This window comes from Haloarcula rubra (assembly GCF_019599465.1).
Classification (GTDB): domain Archaea; phylum Halobacteriota; class Halobacteria; order Halobacteriales; family Haloarculaceae; genus Haloarcula; species Haloarcula rubra.
Window position 1 is genome coordinate 700,631 of the sequence record NZ_RKLR01000001.1, and the last position, 21,103, is coordinate 721,733.

Annotated in this window: 20 protein-coding genes; 8 read left to right on the top strand and 12 right to left on the bottom strand. The window is 65.1% G+C overall.

Annotated elements, in window-relative coordinates:
* Nucleotides 1-83: 83 nt before the first annotated feature.
* From EGH21_RS03750 to EGH21_RS03760, 3 genes are read right to left on the bottom strand one after another with little or no spacing between them, the layout of a single operon-like run.
* The gene (locus EGH21_RS03750) at nt 84-959 is read right to left on the bottom strand and encodes a carbohydrate ABC transporter permease (RefSeq protein ID WP_220617116.1); all 876 of its coding nucleotides are present in this window, start codon (nt 957-959) and stop codon (nt 84-86) included.
* A complete protein-coding gene (locus EGH21_RS03755; protein ID WP_220617117.1) occupies nt 959-1,891 on the bottom strand; it encodes a carbohydrate ABC transporter permease in 933 nt (310 codons plus the stop codon). Before EGH21_RS03755 ends, EGH21_RS03750 begins: the two co-directional genes overlap by 1 nt.
* A gap of 44 nt (nt 1,892-1,935) precedes the next feature.
* Nucleotides 1,936-3,381, bottom strand: a complete 1,446-nt coding sequence (locus EGH21_RS03760) for an extracellular solute-binding protein (RefSeq protein ID WP_220617118.1) — start codon at nt 3,379-3,381, stop codon at nt 1,936-1,938.
* Nucleotides 3,382-3,505: 124 nt separating this feature from the next.
* Between EGH21_RS03760 and EGH21_RS03765 the strand changes: the two genes are divergently transcribed.
* From EGH21_RS03765 to EGH21_RS03780, 4 genes are all read left to right on the top strand, one after another.
* Entirely contained in the window at nt 3,506-4,282 is a 777-nt protein-coding gene (locus tag EGH21_RS03765) for an SDR family NAD(P)-dependent oxidoreductase (protein WP_220617119.1), read from the top strand.
* 278 nt (nt 4,283-4,560) lie between these two features.
* Entirely contained in the window at nt 4,561-5,595 is a 1,035-nt protein-coding gene (locus EGH21_RS03770; RefSeq protein WP_220617120.1) for a galactitol-1-phosphate 5-dehydrogenase, read from the top strand.
* Nucleotides 5,596-5,890: 295 nt separating this feature from the next.
* Nucleotides 5,891-6,658 carry an IclR family transcriptional regulator gene (locus EGH21_RS03775; RefSeq protein ID WP_220617121.1) on the top strand — a complete coding sequence of 256 codons (768 nt, stop codon included), beginning with the start codon at nt 5,891-5,893 and terminating at the stop codon, nt 6,656-6,658.
* Between the two features lie 750 nt (nt 6,659-7,408).
* Nucleotides 7,409-7,999, top strand: a complete 591-nt coding sequence (locus EGH21_RS03780; RefSeq protein WP_220617122.1) for a 50S ribosomal protein L15e — start codon at nt 7,409-7,411, stop codon at nt 7,997-7,999.
* Between the two features lie 93 nt (nt 8,000-8,092).
* On the opposite strand, the gene EGH21_RS03785 is transcribed toward EGH21_RS03780, so the two are convergent.
* The 4 genes from EGH21_RS03785 to EGH21_RS03800 form a co-directional block, all read right to left on the bottom strand.
* The gene (locus EGH21_RS03785; protein ID WP_220617123.1) at nt 8,093-9,127 is read right to left on the bottom strand and encodes a Brp/Blh family beta-carotene 15,15'-dioxygenase; all 1,035 of its coding nucleotides are present in this window, start codon (nt 9,125-9,127) and stop codon (nt 8,093-8,095) included.
* Entirely contained in the window at nt 9,118-9,843 is a 726-nt protein-coding gene (locus EGH21_RS03790) for a lycopene cyclase domain-containing protein (RefSeq protein ID WP_220617124.1), read from the bottom strand. The genes EGH21_RS03785 and EGH21_RS03790 overlap by 10 nt, the downstream gene beginning before the upstream one ends.
* Nucleotides 9,844-9,883: 40 nt before the next feature.
* Nucleotides 9,884-10,855: a phytoene/squalene synthase family protein gene (locus EGH21_RS03795; RefSeq protein WP_220617125.1), complete on the bottom strand. Its 972-nt coding sequence runs from the start codon at nt 10,853-10,855 to the stop codon at nt 9,884-9,886.
* Nucleotides 10,856-11,116: 261 nt separating this feature from the next.
* Nucleotides 11,117-12,697, bottom strand: a complete 1,581-nt coding sequence (locus EGH21_RS03800) for a bacterio-opsin activator domain-containing protein (protein ID WP_220617126.1) — start codon at nt 12,695-12,697, stop codon at nt 11,117-11,119.
* A gap of 159 nt (nt 12,698-12,856) precedes the next feature.
* Here EGH21_RS03800 and EGH21_RS03805 point away from each other — a divergent pair, with 159 nt between their 5' ends.
* Together EGH21_RS03805 and EGH21_RS03810 are read left to right on the top strand one after the other, a co-directional pair.
* The gene (locus EGH21_RS03805) at nt 12,857-13,141 is read left to right on the top strand and encodes a DUF7562 family protein (protein ID WP_220617127.1); all 285 of its coding nucleotides are present in this window, start codon (nt 12,857-12,859) and stop codon (nt 13,139-13,141) included.
* A 69-nt stretch (nt 13,142-13,210) separates the two neighbouring features.
* Nucleotides 13,211-14,530: an RNB domain-containing ribonuclease gene (locus tag EGH21_RS03810; RefSeq protein WP_220617128.1), complete on the top strand. Its 1,320-nt coding sequence runs from the start codon at nt 13,211-13,213 to the stop codon at nt 14,528-14,530.
* A 1-nt stretch (nt 14,531) separates the two neighbouring features.
* Here EGH21_RS03810 and EGH21_RS03815 read toward each other — a convergent pair whose 3' ends face one another.
* Both EGH21_RS03815 and EGH21_RS03820 read right to left on the bottom strand, forming a co-directional pair.
* Nucleotides 14,532-14,888 carry a winged helix-turn-helix transcriptional regulator gene (locus tag EGH21_RS03815; protein WP_220617129.1) on the bottom strand — a complete coding sequence of 119 codons (357 nt, stop codon included), beginning with the start codon at nt 14,886-14,888 and terminating at the stop codon, nt 14,532-14,534.
* Nucleotides 14,889-15,062: 174 nt separating this feature from the next.
* Nucleotides 15,063-15,665 (bottom strand): transcription antitermination protein, encoded by a 603-nt coding sequence (locus EGH21_RS03820; protein ID WP_220617130.1) that lies wholly within the window; start codon nt 15,663-15,665, stop codon nt 15,063-15,065.
* 71 nt (nt 15,666-15,736) lie between these two features.
* Between EGH21_RS03820 and EGH21_RS03825 the strand changes: the two genes are divergently transcribed.
* A complete protein-coding gene (locus tag EGH21_RS03825) occupies nt 15,737-16,918 on the top strand; it encodes an MBL fold metallo-hydrolase (RefSeq protein WP_220617131.1) in 1,182 nt (393 codons plus the stop codon).
* Here EGH21_RS03825 and EGH21_RS03830 read toward each other — a convergent pair.
* The 3 genes from EGH21_RS03830 to EGH21_RS03840 form a co-directional block, all read right to left on the bottom strand.
* The gene (locus EGH21_RS03830) at nt 16,915-17,208 is read right to left on the bottom strand and encodes a DUF6432 family protein (RefSeq protein ID WP_220617132.1); all 294 of its coding nucleotides are present in this window, start codon (nt 17,206-17,208) and stop codon (nt 16,915-16,917) included. The genes EGH21_RS03825 and EGH21_RS03830 overlap by 4 nt on opposite strands.
* Nucleotides 17,209-17,456: 248 nt before the next feature.
* Complete coding sequence (locus EGH21_RS03835; RefSeq protein ID WP_220617133.1) at nt 17,457-18,560, bottom strand: PPC domain-containing protein; 1,104 nt, start codon at nt 18,558-18,560, stop codon at nt 17,457-17,459.
* 107 nt (nt 18,561-18,667) lie between these two features.
* Nucleotides 18,668-20,089, bottom strand: coding sequence for a PKD domain-containing protein (locus tag EGH21_RS03840; RefSeq protein ID WP_220617134.1), 1,422 nt, complete (start codon nt 20,087-20,089; stop codon nt 18,668-18,670).
* 145 nt (nt 20,090-20,234) lie between these two features.
* On the opposite strand from EGH21_RS03840, the gene EGH21_RS03845 reads away from it, so the two are divergent.
* Nucleotides 20,235-21,095, top strand: coding sequence for a DUF7093 family protein (locus tag EGH21_RS03845; protein WP_220617135.1), 861 nt, complete (start codon nt 20,235-20,237; stop codon nt 21,093-21,095).
* The last annotated feature ends 8 nt before the right edge of the window (nt 21,096-21,103 follow it).

Genomic DNA, 21,103 nt, shown 5'->3' on the forward strand with positions numbered 1-21,103 from the left:
CTCCTGTGTGCAGCTACGTGAATGTAACCCCGCTGTGAGGGTGTGGTTCGCGAGCGATGCCTGCCGTCCGTCTGGAATCGTGCTCATTCTTTGATCACCACACCGAAGCTGAGACCGGCAGCGAGGTACTTGTTGACCGCGATGAGGAATATCGCCACGGGGATGATCATCGCCGTCGAGGCGGCCGCCAGCATCGACCACTCGATGGAGCGAGAGCCGATGAACGAGTAGACGAACAGCGTCACCGGCACCGCCTCGAAACTCGTCAACACAAGGCCGAACAGCAGTTCGATCCACGCGAAGATGAAGCTGATGATGGCGACCGAGAAGATTCCGGGCTTGGCCGCCGGCAAGATGACCTTGCGGAAGCCCTGGAACTGGGTCGCGCCGTCGACGCGCGCGGCCTCCTCCAGCGTCTCGGGGATGCCGTCGAAGAACGCCTTCATCACCCACACGACCAGCGAGAGGTTGATGCTGATGTACATCAGCACCATCCCGATACGGGTGTCGAACAGGTTGAGCTCCCTGAAGATGATGAAGAACGGGAGCACGACGGCGATGGGCGGGAGCATCCGTGAGGAGAGAATCCACACGAGCACGTCCCGTTCCATCGGGATGTCGTACCGCGAGAGGACGTACGCCGCCGGCACGCCGATGAGCAGGACGAGGACGACCGACGCCCCGACCATGACGAGACTGTTGACGAACGCCCCGACGAAGTCCGATTGCTGGGCGAGCTGGATGTAGTTGTACACCGTCGGCAGGAAGATCCAGTCCGGCGGGAGCGAGTTCGCTTGTCCCGGCGGCTTCAGCGACATAGAGGCCAGCCAGTACAGCGGGAACAACACGACGAACGACCACGAGAGGAGGAAGGCGTGTCGAACGACCGTCACGAGCGTCTCCCGCGTGTCCTTGTCGAGCCGTTGAGCCGACCCCGGCTCGACGTCCTGCGTAGCCATCAGTCCCACACCCCCTCGAAGCCGACCTTCGCGATGACGATGTTCGCGATGGCGATGACGAAGACGAGGTACACGACTGCGATTGCAGCCGCCACGCCGACCTGGTTGTTGATGAACATCTGTTCGTAGATGTTGATACTCACGAGCTGGGTGGCCGTCCCCGGACCGCCCTGGGTCAGCCCGTACACGACACCGAACGTCCGGAACAGGTCGATCAACCTGATGAGGGCGGCGACGAACACCACCGGCTTCATGTACGGGATGATGACGTGGACGTAGCGCCGCCACAGCGGCGCGCCGTCGACCCGTGACGCCTCGACGAGCGTATCAGGCACCGACGAGAGCCCGGCGTAGAAGATGATGAACATGAACGGCGTCCAGTTCCACGTGTCCAGCAAGATTACGGTCAGCAGTGGCAGGTCCGAGAGGAACGCCGGCGAGGTGAAGGGCGTCGCCGTGTTGATCACGTACGGGATGATTCCGATCTCGGTGTTCAGCATCAGTCGACCGATGGTCGCGAGCGAGACGGGTGCGACTGCCATCGGCAGGATGAACAGGACCCGGTAGAACGACTTCATCCGCGTGGACTCGACGCCGGCGACGAAGGCCGCCAGGAAGAACCCGAGCACGCTCTCGAGGAGCAGGGCGCTCACGACCACGGTGACCGTGATGACGAACGAATGGAACGCGCCACCCCGAGTGAACGCCGTCCGGTAGTTCTCGAGGCCGACGAACTCGGCCGCGAAGACGTTCAGCGTGGGCTCTGCGATCAGCGAGAGGTACAGGTCGTAGGCACCGGGGAAGAAGGTGATACTTACCATCACCAGCACCATCGGTGCCATGAACCAGTACGGGAGGTAGTCGTTCCACAGATCCCGGACTCTGGCGAGGCCTTCTGTGTTGGTCGTTTCAGTTTGCGTTGGTGTGCTCATGATATGTTGGAAAATGTAACCCGTGACGGGTATAGTGCTTGGCCTCAGCCGCTGTAGATGTCCTCGGCGGCCGACGCGGCGTCCCGCATCGCCTTCGCGGCCTCTTTCTGGCCGGCGATGGCCCGCTGGAGCTCCTCGGAGTAGCGCTGACCCCACTCGGGGTACTTGCGGTCGAACGGGTCGGGCGAAGCGACCTTGAGCGATTCGAGCGAGACCGACGCGTAGTCCTCGCCGACTTTCGAGATGTAGTCGTCGTTCTCCCAGGTCGACTCACGCACCGAGAACACGCCGCTGCTCTCCGTGTTTATCCAGAGGTCGGTCGGCGGGGACGTCGCCCACAGCATGAACAGGAACGCTTGCTCGGAGTTGCTGGCGTTCGTGGACGTGGATATCTGCCAGTTGAACGCGTTCGGGTTCAGCTCGCCGCCTTCGGGCTTGGGAACCTTCGCGATCTGGACGGTGTCCTTGACGCTGGACTCGTCGTTGGTCAGGCCGCCCCAGAACATGTTGGCGTCCGCGACGATGTGGCCGGTACGGCCCTCCTGCATCGTCGCGAGCACGTCCGACCAGGTCTGGGTCGACGCGCCGTCCGGACCGTAGTCCTGGAGCAGGCTCGTGTAGTACTCTGCTGCCTTGGCGACGCCGTCGGTGTCGAGTCCCGAGTCGTTCGGGAAGTCGGTCCAGAGCTTGGAGCCAGTCTGGCGGAGGAGCGTGTTCAGGATGTAGATGTTCATCCCGTAGCCCTTCTGACCACGACCGGCCGTGCCGACGATGTCGGACTCCTCCTCGTGGATGACCTTCGCGTTCTCGCGGTGCTGTTGCCACGTCTCGGCGACCTCTAGGCCGTGCTTGTCGTAGAGGTCCTGGCGGTAGAACTGGGTCTGGACCTCGACCGTGATAGGCAGTCCAGTCCACTGGTCGCTGTAGCCACCACCGTGGGCCTGCCAGCGCGACGACTCGAAGAGGTCGTTGGGCTTGTAGAAGCTCTCGTCGTAGAGGCTCCCGTCGTTGAAGTACGGGTCGAGCGGCTGGAGCCAGCCCTCCTCACGGAACTGGTTGACGACCTGGTCCATGAAGAAGACGTCGAACTGCCCGGCACCGGTGCTCGCGTCGGTCTGTCGCTTGGTCCGGAACTGGTTCTCCGGCAGGATGTTCCACTGGACGTCGATGCCGGTCAGCGCCTCGAACGTCGGGATGGCGGGTTTGATAGCCGACACCCACGGGTGCTGGACCGCACCGATGTTTATCGTGTCACCCTCGAACTGTTGCCAGTCGATGTCGGCGCTGTCGTACTCGCTCAGGGGGATCGGGAGGTCCTCCTCGGAGCTACCGTCGCCCGAACTCCCGTCGCCGCTGGAGCCGTTACCGCCTCCCCCGTCTCCGCCGCTACCGCCTCGCGTACATCCCGCGAGACCGCCGAGAAGGCCGACACTCGTCGCTTTGAGGAACTTACGCCTTTTCTGCGGGTATCTACTGCTGTCGTCTGCCATTGGTGTATCTCTCCTTCGTCACCAAACCCCCCATCGATAATAAACTTAATCATTTGTCGAGCACGTTATAAGATGGCACACCACCCAAACAGATATATAGGATAGGTGAAAAGTCGCTCGATGTATGGAATACGATCTCACAGACCGGACTGTCCTCATCACCGGCGGCGGCAGAGGGATGGGGAAGGCAGCGGCGGAGAAGTTCGCACAGAACGGGGCAGACGTCGTCGTCAACGACATCGACGACGAGGTTGCGGAATCGACCGCCGCCGAGCTTCGAGACGGCGGTGCGGACGCCGTCGGTATCGGCGCCGACGTGAGTGACGACGCCGAAGTCGCCGCCATGGTCGAGACAGCGACCGAAGAGCTGGGTACTATCGACGTGTTGCTGAACAACGCCGGCGTCGGCGACGCCGGCCCCTTCCTCGACGACCAGTACGACGACACCTTCCAGTTGAACCTCGACGTCCACCTCCACGGCGCACTGAACTGCATCCGAGAAGTAGTCGACGGGATGGTCGACCGGGGGTACGGGAAGATAGTCAACACCACCTCGATCCACACCAAGAACGCCGTCGGCATGTCACCCGCGTACGACGTCGGCAAGTTCAGTCTGCTCGGTCTGACGAAGAGCCTCGCGCTGGAACTCGGGCGGGAGGGGATTCGAGTCAACGCCGTCGCACCGGGCTGGGCGGATACGCGGATGACGGACGAGTTCAGCGACGCCGTCACCCAGCAGATACTGGACAACAACCCGCTCGGTCGGTTCGCCGACCCGGAAGACGTCGCCAACGCGATGGTGTTCCTCGCGTCGCCGGCCAGCGACTACATCAACGGCCACGAACTCCGCGTCGACGGCGGACAGGTCCCCATCGATAGCTGGCGGCTGGACGACCGGTAGGCGCGCGGCGAAAGCGGCAAAAACTATTTATTGCGTGACTGGGATAGTCCGACTCGTTGGACGGATAAGACAACTCTCGTCGCTGGCCAGCCGAGGCGGTGCCGAACGATGTCGGCAAGCCGGCATCGGCGACGAGGAACGAGATGACGGTGTACGAGTCGTTCACGCCACCGTCGAGGCAGAACGAACGAGTTCGAGAGACCATCCATGAGACGAGATAGACACAGTTCGAAACGCACCACGCGACCGACCACTCGAAGCAGCCGGAGGTCCAGATAATGCGTGCCTCCACGCTGACGGGCGTCGGCAAGATAGAGGTACAGGAACGGGAGCGACCGGAACCGGCGGCCGACGAGGTAGTCGTCGAAGTCGGTGCCTGCAGCGTCTGCATGACCGACTACCACATGTACCACGGGACGTTCCCCGTCGAGACGCCAGTGGTTCCGGGCCACGAGGCGGCCGGCACCGTCGCGGCTGTCGGGAGCGACGTCACTGGCTTCGAAGCGGGCGACCGAGTCGCTATCAATCCGACGGTGCCGTGTAACACCTGTTCGTACTGCAAGCGCGGTGAGACGCACCTCTGTGACAACAACACCAGCATCGGCGGCGCTGCCGAGACGGTACTCGACGGCGCGTTCGCCGAGTACGTCCGCGCCCCGGCCATCAGCCTCGAGCACATCGGCGACATGCCCTTCGAACGGGCCGCCCTCGCCGAACCGCTGGCCTGCTGTCTGCACGGCGTCCAACAGGTGGACTTCACCCCCGGCGACAGCGTCGCCATCATCGGCGCCGGTCCCATCGGCCTCCTGCTACTGCAGGCGTTCCGCAACGCCGGTGCCGCCCCCATCGTCGTCTCCGAACTCGATGCGGAACGGCGCGAACACGCCGCCGAACTCGGCGCGGACGTCGTCGTGGACCCGAACGAGGAAGACCCCGAGGAGGCCATTCCCGAAGCGGCCGGCGGTAAGGTCGACGTCGGTGCGGAGGCCATCGGTCTCGTCCCGACTATCGGGCAGGCCAACGCAGTGACGGCGAAAGGCGGGTCGACCCTCATCTTCGGTGTCCCCGACCAGGAGGTCACGATGGAGGTCAGTCCCTTCGACATCTTCTTCGACGAAGTGGGTTACCGCGGGTCGTTCGCGTTGAACACCGAGGACTTCGAGCGGGCAGTGACGCTGCTCCAGCACGACCGTATCGACACTGAGACGCTTATCACTGAGCGTATCGGTCTCGAGGACCTCCCGTCAGCGTTCGAGCGGATGGCGAATACGGAGGGCCTCAAGAAAGTCGTCGTCCCCGGCGACAGGGACTGACCGACGGCGACGTTCCCGGAGTGTACGATTCGTCGGCCGCTGTCAGGAACCCGTGTATCAGACCACCGCACAGTAGCCGTATCGACCCCTCTTCGGCGGAGACGGCCGAACCGACCACGTCCACCACCGAACCGTTCTTCTCTACAGAACGGAAATATTCCGGTCAGAGTTGGCAGAACTAATCGATTATATCTGATAATTCGTGATGAATTCGTCCGTGGTATTGATTCACAGTGCCAAAGACGTTCTTTTCTAACGAACAGAGTTTTACCCCTGGCGCCTGTACACGAGAAGCATGGCAGACACACCCGACTACACCATCGACGCGACAGAGACGTCGTTGGACCTGTTGGAGATGCTCGCCGAATCCCCGGACCCGTTGGGCGTGACGACCCTCGCCGACCGCCTCGACGTCTCGAAGAGCGTGGTCCACAACCACCTCTCGACGCTGCGTGCCCGCGGATACGTCCTCAAGCGTGGGAATCGGTACGAACCGTCGCTTCGAAGCCTGAGCCTCGGGTCGCAGACCCGGGCGAAGATACCGGTGTACCAGTCCGCCCGCCAACAACTGGACAACCTCGCCGCGGCGTCGGGAGAGACGTCTGTCCTGTTCGTCCTTGAAGAAACCGAGGGCGTGCCGACATACATCGCCGAGGCCGCCGAAGGGTGGTCGCCGCAGTACCGGGAGGGCGAGCGCCTCCCTCTCCATATAAACGCACCGGGGAAGGCTATCCTGTCGTCACTCCCCGACGACCGCATCGACGACGTCCTCGACGCCGCGGACCTCGTCGCACCGACAAGCGCGACGATGACCGAACCTGCGGAACTCAAGGCCGCGCTCCGGAGCGTCCGGGACGACACGGTGGCATTCTGCAGAGGAGAACAGTACGAGGGTATCGTCGGCGTCGCCACCGCGGTGTCGACCAGCGACACCGACCACGTCGCCGCTATCGGCGTCTGCGGCCCCGTTGACCGTCTGAACGGTCGATACCTCGAAGAAGACATCGCCGGACAGGTCCTCAGCACCGCGAAATCGATACAGGTCGCCCTGACGAGTCAGTGAAGCGTTTTCACGGCGAGAATAACGCATGTAGTCTTGTTACAGGCACATTCCCTTCTCTTGCCGGGACGACACTGTAGAGGGCACGAACGTCACTGCAACCCCACTGAAATAACAAACGTACGTATGATATTTTCTGCACCCCCATCGAATTCGCGTCCTAAGACCGAAATCGACGGATCCGCTCTCGAGCAGGTGTAAGATGGAAACGAAATCTCAGCTACTGCACACATATTCGAGACATAGAGGTCAGAAAGCGGGCCTATGGACCGTATTTATCCTCGTTTTGGGCAATTTCGTAGCATTATTTTTGATTACGTCTCGTGATTTCGGCCATTAGTTCTTGTCTACGGCCAAAATGCCGAATTCTGTCTAGGTAATGTGTCCTCCTTCTAATATCTGAGAGTGTTTCTCGATATGATCCACTGTGTCACGTTTCTCTGACGAAGAGAACGGATACATCTCCAACACACTCATCGGATTCGACTCCAGAGAGACCACACGAGTGGCTGTATCCGTGCGTTCGATAGTGGCCCTCGCAGTCGTCTCGGTCCGATACGCCGGCCCCTGTGAGTACTATCGTCGGTGTGACCGACCCGCACGCGCGGGACCGGTCCGAACGGTTTAAGGGTGCCAACCGAAAACTCCGTGGTAACTCGCTGGACGACGGGCACCAGCGGGCACCTGCGTGTGCAGGTCGGGATGTGAGTCGCGGACGCGACTTGAACCACGCAACGCCCGTGGTGAACCACAATGGCACGAAGTGCATACTCGTACATCCGAGACGCGTGGCAGAGCCCCAAGGAAGGCAAACTCGCAGAACTGCAGTGGCAGCGCCAGCAGGAGTGGCGCGACGAAGGCGCCGTCGAGCGCATCGAGCGCCCGACCCGCCTCGACAAGGCCCGCTCGCAGGGCTACAAGGCCAAACAGGGCGTCGTCGTCGCCCGAGTGTCCGTCCGAAAGGGCGGCGCCCGTAAGCGCCGGCACAAGGCCGGGCGACGCTCGAAGCGACAGGGCGTCACCCGCATCACCCGCCGGAAGGACATCCAGCGCGTCTCCGAAGAGCGCGCCGCCCGGGTGTTTCCGAACCTCCGCGTCCTCAACAGTTACTCCGTCGGGCAGGACGGCCGACAGAAGTGGCACGAGGTCATCCTCGTCGACCCCGAGCACCCGGCCATCCAGAACGACGACGACCTCTCGTGGATCTGTGAGGACGACCAGACCGACCGCGTCTTCCGCGGTCTGACCGGTGCCGGCCGCCGCAACCGCGGCCTCGGTACGAAGGGTACCGGCGCCGAGAAGACCCGCCCGTCGCTGCGCAGCAACCGCGGCAAGGGCAAGTAACGCGGCGTTTCTCTCCGTTCTCTCACTCTCGGTAGCCGTCGGTGTGCAGTCCGACTACACCCAGACGCCCTGCGCCTGTGCGGTCTGTCCTGACTACGCCCAGACGCCTTGCTCCCGGTCCATGACGGTCACCACCACGACGTGGGGGAGCGTGACGACGGCGATGAACACGAGGTAGAGTGCGACCCACTCGGGCACCGTCGCGGGCGGGTTCGGGACGAGGACGTAGAGGCCCGCGAGCAAGCCCAGCGACGCGACGGTCAGCGGGAGGGCGTCGCGGGCGAACTGCGTGAACGCGGCCGCCGGGTCCCGGTCTCGGAGCGCCGCCACAGCGTCGTCGTCGACCAGTAGCAGGCGGGCGACGTGGCGCAGGGAGTGCCACAGGCAGAAGTAGACGCCGATGGCGAGCACCGGCGGGACGACGGCGAAGTAGGCGACCAGTCCGAGCGTCTCGGCGGCGTCGAGGCGCCACGCGGTCGGGTCGTCCGCGCGGGCGTACCCGAGTGCCAGCGTCGCGACCACGAGGACGCCGTAGCCGGCGGCCAGTGTGGCCCGCACGTCCGCTCGGAACGCCCACTCGATGGCGGCGACGGCACCCGGCGCGAACAGGTCGACGAGGTCCACGGCGACCCGGCGGTACCACCCCGGGAACGCGAGCAGGGGGACGAGCATCGGCAGCCCGCCCCGGACGACGACGGTCGCCACCCGCTGGAGGGGCGAGCGGAGGTGGCCGGCGTCGGCGAGCGCCCGCAACGCGTAGAGGTCACCCTGTCCCCAGTGGAACCACGTGACCGCGACGAACAGGACGAAGGCCGCCGCCGGGGCGAGGAACCAGCCGACGGCGTAGGCCCCGCCGACGAATCCGTAGAGCGCGAACACCCGTGCGATGGCCCGCCAGTCCGGGCGCTCGCCGCGTGTGCGAGCGACGGCGAGGTGGTCGACGGCGCCGTGTGGCAGGCCAAGGAGGAGGACGCTGACGACGAGGGGGACGTACTGGAGCGTCGGCGGGACCGACAGGCCGCCGAGGAACGGGACGACGAGGAGGGCACTGGCGACCCACGAGGGCAGGAAGACGGTCCGGCGAATCGTCTCGCGGGCCGGGGCCGCGAGGGTGTCGGTCACCCCCATCTGTCACAGAGCCACGCGTAGAGGACCAGTCCCTGGACGACGAACAGCGAGGTCAGCAGGAAGAAGATGGCCTCTTCGATGGGGAGGCCGAGCAGGGGTATCGCCAGTCCGGTCGTGTACTGGTCCGACAGCGTCCACACGCCCAGTGCCAGCGCGATGCGGTCGGCGACCCAGAGGTACAGCGTCGGCACGAGCGTCCCGACAGCGACGGTGCGCCACTCGGCGACGAGGAACGGCCAGCCGAACGCCCACTGGATGGCGAGGATGGGGACGCTCCAGACCAGCAGGGACCCGAGGTAGAGGCCGGCGGGGTCGTCGAGCAACGCGACGCCGACGGCTGCGACCACCCCGGCGGCGAGCAGTCCGAGCGCCCGCGTCGGGACGGGGATGGCGAGCGGGCGCGTCGTGTCGACGCCGTAGCGGGCCACCCACAGACCGACGCCGACTGGCTGGAAGACGAAGAAGAGATACTCGCCCAGCGGCGCCGCCCACAGGCGCGTCAGCACCGTGCCCTCGCCGTACCACCAGACACCGCGGAGGACGAGGTAGTTGTCCCACGGAGTCGTGTAGACGAGCGCCAGCGCCGCCAGCAGGGCCGTCCCCGAGAGGACGACCCGACGGCTGGCGAGCCGGTAGCGCGCAGTGAGCGCCAGCGCCGCCAGTGCGGGCAGGACCAGCACTGCGTGGAACTGCAGGTAGGTGAGACTCGGAGTCATCGGTGGGGGTGTGCGGGCCGGGCGCGGCCGACCGGAGGCCTCATCCGCGCCAGGTGGGTTGGCCGTGGTTGTGGACGTCGGTCGGGACTGTGTCCGGGCCGCGCTCGGAGACGGCGCTGACGGCGTAGAAGGTGGCTTCGGGGTCGCCGTTGCGCCGCCAATGCCACCACGTCCGCGCGAGCAACCAGAGCCGACGGCGGCGGGTGAGTTCCGGCGTCTCCGTCAGCACGTCGTAGCCACGGTTCCGGATGAGTCGGTGGTGTTCGGCGTACAGCACCGCCGACAGCAGGACGCCGAACTGGCAGTCGTCGGGGAGGTAGCTGATACCTTTGACCCCCTCGCGGTACAGTTCGTCGGTGCGGGCCAGTTCCTCCTGCATCACGGCGCGGAACGCGTCGTCGACCTCCGCGTTCGCGAGTTGTTCCTCGGTGACGCCGTGGCGTTCGAGCGTCTCCTGTGGGAGGTACACCCGTCCGTACTCGTGGATGTCCTCGCGGACGTCCCGGAGGAAGTTCGACAGCTGGAACGCCTCGGCGAGCGCCTCGGCGTGGGGCAGGGCCGTCTCTCTCTGCGGCGGGTCCATCACTATCGTCATCATGTTCCCGACGGCGACGGCCGACCCGCGCATGTACCCTCGCAGGTCCTCGAACGTCTCGTAGCGGGCCTGCGCGATGTCCATCTCCATCGCGTCGATGAAGACGTTTATCTCCTCGTCGGGGATGTCGTGTTCCTCGCGGAGGTCCTGAAACGCCGCCAGCACGGCGCCGTCGTCCGTGTCGTCGGGTTCGCGGTTGCCGAGTGCCGTCTCCCGTATCGTCTCCAGCCGTTCGTGCTGGACGTTCGGCGGCGGCCCGTCCGGCTGGTCGACCACCTCGTCGGCGACGCGGAAGAAGGCGTACATCACGTAGGTCGGATAGCGAATCCGCTCCGGGAGAACGCGAGTCGCGAGATGGAACGTCCGGCCGGTCTGCTGTTGAATCGATTTGCTCGTTCGGATGTTGTCAGATTGCATTGAGTGCTGGCGACAGGTCGGTCATCGGATGATACGGCGGTACCGCGACATACTCCGGCACCGGGTCCGTCGTCGGTCCGTTCCGGCCGACTGTGACGTGGGCTCGGCCACGACCGTTCGCATAGATTGCGTGACGCGACCCGGGTCGGAATGACACATCGTCTACAAACGAATAAGTGGAGAGCAACTTTAAACTGTGTACCCAACTACTTTGGACCGGTTCGAGACGGCTGTTCCGTCTGTCGGTTTGTCGAGCGGGGCTCACCAGGTCTCGAAAACCTCTTCCAGTAGCTTTCGTTCGCCCGCGCGGAGGTGCTGGTGGAACGTCGACGGACAGATGTCCATCGAATCGGCCAGTTCCTCGCCGGAGACGTCCCGTGGCCAGTCGAAGAAACCACCGAGGTACCCCTTCCGGAGGGCCGTCAACTGGCGGTTCGTCAGGCGGTCCTCCAGCGTGGCGAGGAACGCTTGCCGGGAGACCGGTGGCTCGTCGCGCTCACGGACGGACACGAGGTCCGTGCCGGGGTAGCTGTCGCGGACGTGTTCGACGACGCTGCGCGTCTCGGTCGTCGCCGGGAGCGTCACCGAGAACACGGCGTGGTCGGGCGTCACGGTGATGTCGCGCGTCTCCGCGCCGCGGTCGGCCAGCAGGGAGACCACCGGCGGGTCCTCGACGGAGAACTCGAACAGCGACGCCGACTCCGACGTCGAGACGTGCGTCGCGGCGGTGACCTGTGGGTGGTCGGCGGCGGCCGCACACACCGCCGACGGGTCCTCGGTCTCCACGAGGAAGAACATCACCGTCTCGTCGTCGTCGGCGACGCTCCCGCCGTACTCCATCCGACAGCCGAGGTCCCGGGCCAGCGAGACGAAGAAGATGTCGTCGTCGCGTATCTGGAGTTCCAGTTCCGTCACGTTGTCTGTGGTCAGGAGCTTGCTCGTCTCCGTCGCGTCGATGGCCGTCGAGATGGCCTGCCCGACCGCCCCCAGCACTGCCCGCTCGCGCGGGTCGAACACGTCGGCGCTGTCGGCGTACACCGTGAGGACGCCGTACAGCGACTCCCCGGCGACGAGTGGGACGGCCGCGACCGAACCGACGTCGCCGCCCGCCAACTCGTGGTGGTGGGCCCCGACGTCGCCGGTGGCGACCTGTATCTCCTCGGTCCGAGCCGCGAGCGCGACGGGGTCGTCGTCGGACAGCGAGACGGCGAGGTCCGAGTCGCGGGCCGTCGAGAGGGCCGCCGGTCGGATGGTCTCGTCCCGCAGGTCGAACTCGCCGATCCACGCGAACCGGTAGGAGTCGACGGCCGCCAGTCGGTCGACCACGACCTGCTGGATGTCAGACCGCGACCCGGCGGTCATCACGTCGTTCATCACCCCCGTGACGAGGCCGTCGAGTCGGTTCACGAGGTGTTCGAGGTTCGAGCGCTCGGCGCGTAGCTGTTCGCTCCGGCGCTCGGCCGCCAGTTCCGCGAGTTTCCGCTGGGTGATGTCGATGTGGGCGACCACTGCGCTCCCGGCCTCTTCCTCCGGGAGCGGCGCGACCCGCATCAGGAACCACTGCTTCTCGTCGGGCGAGTGACAGGGGTACTCCAGCGTGAACAGGTCCCGGTCGCCGGAGATGACCGACTCGATGCCGGCGACGGCCTCGGCGGCGTACTCGTCGGCGTCGACGTCGGTCGTCCCGAAGTAGTTCACCCCCTGCATCTCGCCCTCGTCGGCGCTGGCGAACTCCCGCCAGGCGCGGTTGGTGAAGAGGATGGTCCCCTCCTCGTCGAGGACGGCGATGTTGATGGGGAGCGTATCGAGCGTCGAGTGCGCGAGTGTCTGTGGTGGCTTCATTCGCGATGGCCCCGGCTACGGCGTGCCGATACCCCCACTAGAGGTGGCTCGTGGATAAACGTATGGCCGGACCCCCCAATTGAATGGGTATCGGGGCAGACCCCACAGCGGGTTGCCCGGGCGGAAAACACTATACTGTGCCAGCGGGTAGCAGTGGGTATGTTCGAGTCCCGGAGCGACCGGGAGACGGTGACCTGTATCGCCTGCGGTGACCGCCTCGCCCGGTCGGACGCTCGCGAGTACGACAAGCACGGCGACCGGTGGGAGCGCCGGGACAAAGAGTTCGAGTACCTCTGTAAGGGGTGTTTCGCGGATACGTCCCGGCAGCCACGGGGTGACCTCGAGGCGACGCTCGACGACGCCGGAGCCGGCGAGACGGACCGCGAGACGTTCCTCCGCCGCTATCGGGAACTGGCCGAGGACCGGAGCGTAGAACGGGAGTGAGCGTCCCCGAGAGACGCCGCCGAATCTCACCCCGACAGTCCTAACTACACCGTGGGCGTAGGCCGGGGCATGACTACCGAGGACGCCCAGTCGGCGGCCGGCACCGCCGAGGGGCAGGGCCCCGTCGAAATCGACGAGGAGATGGCCCGCCACATGGAGAACAAGCGTGAGGAGTTGTTCGAGAAGTTCGGCATCCGCGACGAGTTCCCGCCGGAGGTGCTCGAGGAGGCCGAGGAACGCACGCAGGACGTCCAGCAGGAGATTCAGGACGAGGTCGACGAGCGGCGGGACCTCCGCGACATGACGACGTGGACGACCGACCCCATCGACGCGCAGGACTTCGACGACGCCATCTCCGTCGAGGAACGGGACGACGAGTACGTCCTCTGGGTCCACATCGCCGACGTGACCCACTACGTCAACCCCGACACCGCGATGTGGGAGGAAGCCGTCGAACGGGGCAACACGGTGTACCTCCCGGGCTACACCATCCACATGCTCCCGCCGGTCCTCGCCGAGACGGTGTGCTCGCTGGTCCCCAACGAGGACCGACTGGCCCACACCGTCGAGATGCACCTCGACAAGGAGAACCTCTCCTACGAGACCATCGACATCTACAAGTCCGTCATCGAGAGCGACGCGCGCCTCACTTACACGGAAGCCGAGAACCTGCTCGACGACCCAGAGACGGCCGACGACCTGCTCGAAGACACGAGCGTCGACTTGGCGGAGAAGACCCAACTCATCTGGGACCTGGCCGACCGGATGCACGAACAGCGAAAGGAGGACGGCTCGCTCGTCCTGAACCCCGCCCGGGACCGCGCCCACACCATCATCGAGGAGTGCATGCTCAAGGCCAACAAGGCCGTCACGCACGAACTGATGTGGGACCGCGGCGTCGAGGCGATGTACCGCGTCCACCCCCAGCCCAGTCCCGAAGAGTGGGACGAGGCCCTCGTCGAGATTCAGGACCTCGACGGCGTCTCCATCCCGGGGTCGACGTGGGACGACCCGCGGAAGGCCGTCAACGCCACGCTCGAACAGGCTCCCGGGCGCCAACTCGACAAGATTCAGTGGGCCGTGATGAAGGTGATGCCGCGCGCGAAGTACATGAACGACCCCTTCGGCGGCCACCACGCCCTGAACTTCGAAATCTACGGGCACTTCACCTCGCCCATCCGCCGGCTCTCGGACCTCATCAACCACTGGATAGTGTACACCAACGACGTCCCCGAGGACCTCGTGGCGCTGTGTGACCGCGCCAGCGACCGGCAGAAGGACGCCGAGCAGTGCGAGCGCGAGTACAAGAAGTTCCTCGAAGAGGTCGGCCTCGACGCCGCCGCCGTGAACAACCGCGGGCTAGAGATAGTCGACGAGGACGAGGACTGAACTACGTCGGGGGCTGGCCCTCGGCGAGGTGGTCGCGGCTCCACGACTGGAGCGCGTCGATGATGGGAGCGAGGTCGGCCCCGGCCGTCGTCAGCGAGTACTCGACGCGAACCGGTTTGTCGTCGATGACGTCACGGGTGACCAGTCCCGACTCCTGTAGGTCGTCGAGTGCCTCCGAGAGCACCTTGTCGGAGATGCCGTCGACACGGGCCTTCAGGTCGTTGAACCCGAGCGGGCCGGCCACGAGGAGCGTGTCTATCAGCATCGGATGCCACTTCTTGCCCAGGATGGCCGTGGCGCGGCGGAGTTGGCGTCTCTCACTGGTCTGTCCACCGGTCGCGTCCCCGTCGGTGCCCATACTGACTCCGGGTTCAGACGGACAGATAATATAGATACTGGCAACGGGTCAGTGAACGAAACCGATGCAGCCGTGGACCGGGGCCGACGATAGCCACTCTCCACCACCAGCGATAGTCGCCGACAGACCCCCCGGCAGAGTCGTCCCGCGTCGCCACCCACCGGAACCCTTGCGTCAGCAGATTGGTTTCGGGTCCAGCCCCATGCCTGCCAGCGTGTCGGCGTAGTCCGCGTACGCGGCCTCGATGGTCTCGACTGCAGCGTCGCGTGCCGCCTCGCGTCCCGCGTCGTCCAGCGCCGACAGCGCGTCACGCGCCACGTCCAGGTCGCTCGCGTCGGCCCGCAGGTCGCGGAACGTGTCGGCGCCGGCCTCGTCTGCCTCGTTGACGAAGAAGCTCACCACCTGCAGATAGAACCGGTCGGCGAGGAGTGGGACGGCGACGAGGCCGGCGCCGACGCGGGCGTCCGTCGCTCCCACCGTCTGGAGATGTGTAGCGAGCGCGTCCGGGTCACCGGGGTCGGCGTCGATACGGTCGGCGCAGTCGCGGGCGCCCTCCTCGGCGGTCGTAAACGCCGTCGCGACGGCACCGTCGGCGTCGTCTGCCCAGCCAGCCATCGCGTCCGCGACGCCGTGTTCGCGGGTCGCCGCGGCCTCGCGGACGGCCACCGGCGTCAGGTCTGCGCCGGTGACCGCGACCAGTAGTTTGTCCGACCCGAGTCGCTCCAGGTCGGTTCTCGCCTCCTCGCGTACGGCGTCGAGTGTCTCGGCGGCGTCCATACAGGCGTTCAGGGTCGCTCGATGTTTAGAACCCCCACCCGATTTATCGGCCGTCGGTCCGTAGCGGGGCTATGACCGAGGACTACCCCGACCCGCCGGCCGACCATCCCTCGCTGTCGGCGGCCGACCTGAAACGGCGCCTCGACGCCGGGGAGTCGGTTCGCCTGCTCGACGTCCGCGACCGCGACGAGTTCGAGCAGTGGCACATCGAGGACCCGTCTGTCACGGCGACACAACTCCCGTTCGCGAAGTTCTTGCAGGCGAAGGTGACCGACGGCGTCGACGACCTCGTGGCCGAGGTGGCCGGCGACGGCCCCATCACGGTCGTCTGTGGCCACGGCGAGGCCAGCGGCTTCGTCGCCGGCCTCCTCACCGACCACGGCATCGACGCGCGCAACCTCGCCGACGGGATGCGTGGGTGGGCCCGCCTCTACGAAGCCCACGAGGTCCCATGCGACGCTGCGACCGTCCTCCAGTACCAGCGTCCCTCGTCTGGCTGTCTCTCGTACCTCGTGGTCAGCGACGGCGAGGCGGCCGTCGTAGACCCGCTCCGGGCGTTCGCCGACCGCTACGTCGACGACGCCGCCGACCACGGCGCGACGCTCCGCTACGCCGTCGACACCCATGTCCACGCCGACCACGTGAGCGGCCTCCGGCGACTCGCCGGCGACCACGGCGTCGAACCGATGTTGCCCGCCCGCGCGGCCGACCGCGGCGTCACCTTCGACGTGACCGAACTCGGCGACGAGGAGGCCGTCACGGTCGGGTCGGCGTCGCTCGACCCGATTCCGCTCCCCGGCCACACCACCGGCATGACCGGGTTCCGCGTCGGTGACGTGTTACTGGCCGGCGACAGCATCTTCGTCGAGAGCGTCGCGCGCCCGGACCTGGAGGACGGCGACGACGGAGCACCGGCCCTCGCACGGTCGCTCCACGAGACGCTGACCGAACGCCTCGCGCCGCTCCCGGACGAGACGCTCGTCGCGCCGGGTCACTACTCCGACTCGACCGACCCCGCCGCCGACGGCACCTACACCGCGTGGCTCGGGACCCTCCGCGAGCGACTCCCGGCCTTCCGGTTGGACCGGGCGACGTTCGTCGACCGAATCTGTGGCGACATCCCCCCACGGCCCGCCAACTTCGAACGCATCGTCGCCGTCAACCTCGGCTCCGACGACGCCGACGACGACACCGCGTTCGAACTCGAACTCGGCCCGAACAACTGCGCCGCGGCGCCGATGGACGCCGACTAGAACGGAAGTCGTCGGCGGAGCTGTTCGAACAGCGACGGCTCGTCGTCTGTCGCTTCCGGCCCGACGACGTCCTCGTCCGGGAGGATGACGGTCCGCTCGCCGTCGTCGTCGACCTCGATGAGGTCGTCCTCTTTCAGCGCCGCCAGTGCACCCTCTATCTGGTCGATGTTCACGTCCGCTTGTGAGCGAATCTCGAACACAGTCATCCCCTCGTTGTGGCGATCCGCGAGCGCGTCGAGTACCGCAACCTCTGTCTCGTCACGGTCACGATACTCCGGCTTCGCTCTCATACTGCTCTCTATACCCGCCCGGCTCTTGGCTTTGTCCCTCTTTCGGGGGGTGTCTCCGAAGTACGTCGACTGCTGATTGACCCCGCCATCTGAAATACGGGAACGATACTGCTACGCATCGGAAGTCCGCTGCAACCGCCACGAGTGTCTGTCAGCCACCCGTTCTGCAGCGGGATATCTGAGCGGGTAACTGATACGACGTCGCACAGGCCGCGAAAACGGCGTCGGGAAGTCGAAGACGGAGACCGTTATCTGACGCCCACTCTGATCTCCTCGCTCTTGTCTCGCCCCTCTATCTCTCCCGTTGCAGTAGAGTGGTTAGCTCCCTCGACGTAACTCTGGTGGGCCGGACCGTGGGTGAGGGTGGTGAAATAGCGGAACAGATAGGTCCGTAGTTCGATGTTGCCTTCTTCCCACTGTCGCGCCCACTCAGTCGTCGTGTACGTCACGCGGTACAGTTTGCCATCCGGCGTGACTGCACGGTGATACACTCGGTCTGGCGTCCAGCTTTCATTGAACGTGGCGTTAGCGGGCTCATCACGGTAGGCGTCGTCCATATTCGAGTGGGCAAGCATGAGGGCGGTGTCGATTCTCGTGCGAGTATCTTGAGAGGCGTTAGGTTGCATCTCGTAGGTCACGACGACGTAGTTCTCATCAGCGTTGACGAAGGCATAGTCTATGTCGGTCAGGTTAGTGCCAGACTCGAATGTGGACCGGTAGTCGTATGCGAACTCCCCGAGTTGCTCGGTATGATTCCACGTCGACGGGTCGCCCGCGAACATCACATCTCGCTGTGCGGGCGGGATGAACTGGTCGACGGTGAGGTAGTACGTGAACGCGGTGTCTGGCTCGTTCGACGTGGCGATGATCGTGTAGTTGCCCGTCTCGGGGAGCGTCACCATCGTCAACTCCGCCGTGTCACCGATGCCGCCGTCGTCGTTTGTGTCGAGGACAGTCCCATTCGGAGCAAGGAGCCGCACGACCGGGTCGCCGCCGTCCCCACCGAGCGTGATATTGGCCTTCGTCCCCGCTTCTGCGGCGAACTCGACTGGCTCGTAATATCTTTTCCCGTCCTTCGGGTCACTACCGTCCAATTCACTCCGCATCGTCCGACCAGCATCCTGTTCGAGCGAGACGCTCCGCAGGTCTGTCCCGTCTTCCGGGACAGCCGGCGTTGCCGTCGGCGTCGCCGTCAATACAGGGGTCTCGTTCGCGGGCGTGCCATCCGTTTCATGGGGGCCTGTATCACTTTGGCCGACGCCGAGGCCGTTACAGCCCGACGTAATCAGGAGAGCGATAACTACGACCGTAAGGAGGGCGTCCCGAGGTTGAATGAGAGTGTTTGCTACCATTAGTATATATTCTGATCAGCCGTAATTAACTCCTTCGTCACAGTACATAAATCCAGAGAAGATCGAGGTCGGAGAACGGATGTCAGAATCAGGACCACAGGTGAGCGTTATCCGCAGAGGGACGGGTAATCTGGATACTGACAACCGCCACCACTACTGTCACCGCCGGTGTCGCTGGAACCACCGCTCGAACCGTAGTGGTTGGAGGGCGACCCCCCGTCGTAGCCACCGGAGCTACTGGAGTCGTCTATCTGGTCGTGGTTAGACCCAGACGAGGTTCCGCCAGCGAACAGTCCACTACCGGATGCATCAGTGCTGTCCTCGCCGAAGCTAGCGTCGGAACCAGTATCGGTGGTACTGCCACCCGACCCACTCGTGAGAGTGTGGCCGCTATCACTCGTCGTGTCGCTGTGGTCGATACTGGACCTGCCGGTGTCACTGGACCCGGTTGTGTCCTCGGAGCCGCCGTTGTAGTGGTCGGAAGGTGACCCACCGTTGTACGTGTCGGTACTGCCGTCATATCTGTAGTCGTTGGAGTTATCAGGTCCGTCGGATGACTGACCGTCACCGATGTTAGAATCGGAATCCGGATCCATCCCGATGTCCTGTCGGTTCGCGGCAGGCACCGCGTCGTCCATCACCTTGTCGTAGTCCAGAGTACCGTCTGGATTCCGGTAGTCGCCGAGGTCCGAGCCGAGGAGTTCGTTGAGGTCGCGCGGTTTGCCTTCGACCCATATCGACGTCCCGGACTCACCGTCGCCTTCTATTATCTTCTTTTCTCCAGTCCTAGGGTTGGTGAGAACTACGTCGGTCAGACAGTCGTTCTCCCAGAAGTGGCAGTCTGAGTCGCCACTACCACTACTGTCGCTGTTCGAAGCAGGTTGACTAACACCCCCTCCGACCACCACGATGCGCTTCGTCGCGGTCCCGCGACGGCCGAGGGCGTCGTAGGCGACGACACGGAGGGACTGCGTGCCGGCGTCGTCGAACACGCGCGTGGTGCGCACGCTGGCGTTCGCAACAGCGACGGCCGTTCGCTCGGTGACGTTCCCGTCGACGACCCACGCGAGCGTCGAGAGCGTCGGGCCGGTGCTCGCGGCAGCCGCAGTGAAACTGACGGCGTCGCCACGGGCGACCGTCGACGGCCCGGTGAGAGACACCGTCGGCGTCGTCGGAGCCGAGGCGACGACGTGGAGCGTGTCGGACCGGGTCGCGCCGTCGTCGTCGGTCACGGAGACGGTGACGTTGTACTGGCCGGCGGCGGTCGGCCGGAACTTGGTCTGTCGACACGTCCGACAGTCGGGCGAGACGGTGTCACCCCCCGGCGTCTCGACGGTCCACGAGACGCGCGCGACAGTTCCGTCGGGGTCCCGCGAACCGTTAGCGTCGAGGTACACCGTGGTGTTCGTCGGCACCGTCTGGTCGAGGCCGGCGTCGGCGAGTGGCGGGGCGTTCTCGGCGGCGACGACAGTGCCGGAGAGGAGCGCCGCTGCGAGGAGCGCGGCCGCGGCCAGACTGTGCAGACGCATCGCTCGACGCTGGGTCCGCCCCACGGTATAAAATTACGCTTTCAATTCGTACAAATAAGTTCGATTCGGGAGAAATGTATCGTCGTCGGTGTGACGTGAGCGTGACGGGTAGGGTTTAAGTAGGACACGGCGGCAAGAACTGACAATGGGTCTCAAATGTTCCGTCCTCGGGCACACGTACGGTGAGGCCACCGTCGAGCGCGAGCGCGAAGAACAAGGGAGCGAAGTCGTCATCACCATCCAGGAACGGGAGACCTGCGAACGGTGTGGAAAGACGCGTATCGTCTCCGAGAACAAAGAGGTGACCGCAATCGAGACACCGTCGGACATAGCCGGCGACATGGTCGACGACACGGACGAGTCGTCGACTGCGGTGGACGACGGCGCCGACGACGAGTCAGTCGAGGAACCGGGCGACGAACCGACCGACGAGGTGACAGCCGATGCGACGGCAGAGCCAGCGGACGAGGGTGACGACCCCGTAGCGTCGCCGACAGAGTCGGCGGACGTGGGCGAGTCGGCCGCCGACGTCGTCGACCCGGACGCCGACGACGCGGAGATTCTGGACGATAGCGACGACGAGGCGGCGCCGGGCGGCGACACCGAACTGGAGAACCCGACGACGGACGTCCACGTCCCCGACGCGGAGGGCGACGACACGGTCACCGACGCCGAGGCAGCGGACCCCGAGACGGACGACGCCCTCATCATCGACGACGAGGACGAGGCGGCGTCCGAGGCCGACGACCGCGAACCCGGACAGTGGCCCGACGAACCGGGCGACGACGGCGACGACTGGGCGCCGGAGACGGTGCTCGGGAGTGAGGACGACGCCGACGACGCGCCGGACGCCGAACCGGCCGGGAACACCGCCGTGACCGTCCCCGAAGGGCAGTTCCAGTGTCCCGAGTGTGGGTTCACGACGGACGTCAAGGCGAGTTCGTTGCGCGCGGGTGACTTCTGTCCGGAGTGTCACAAGGGGTCGCTGGTCACCGACACCGAGTGAACGCAAAG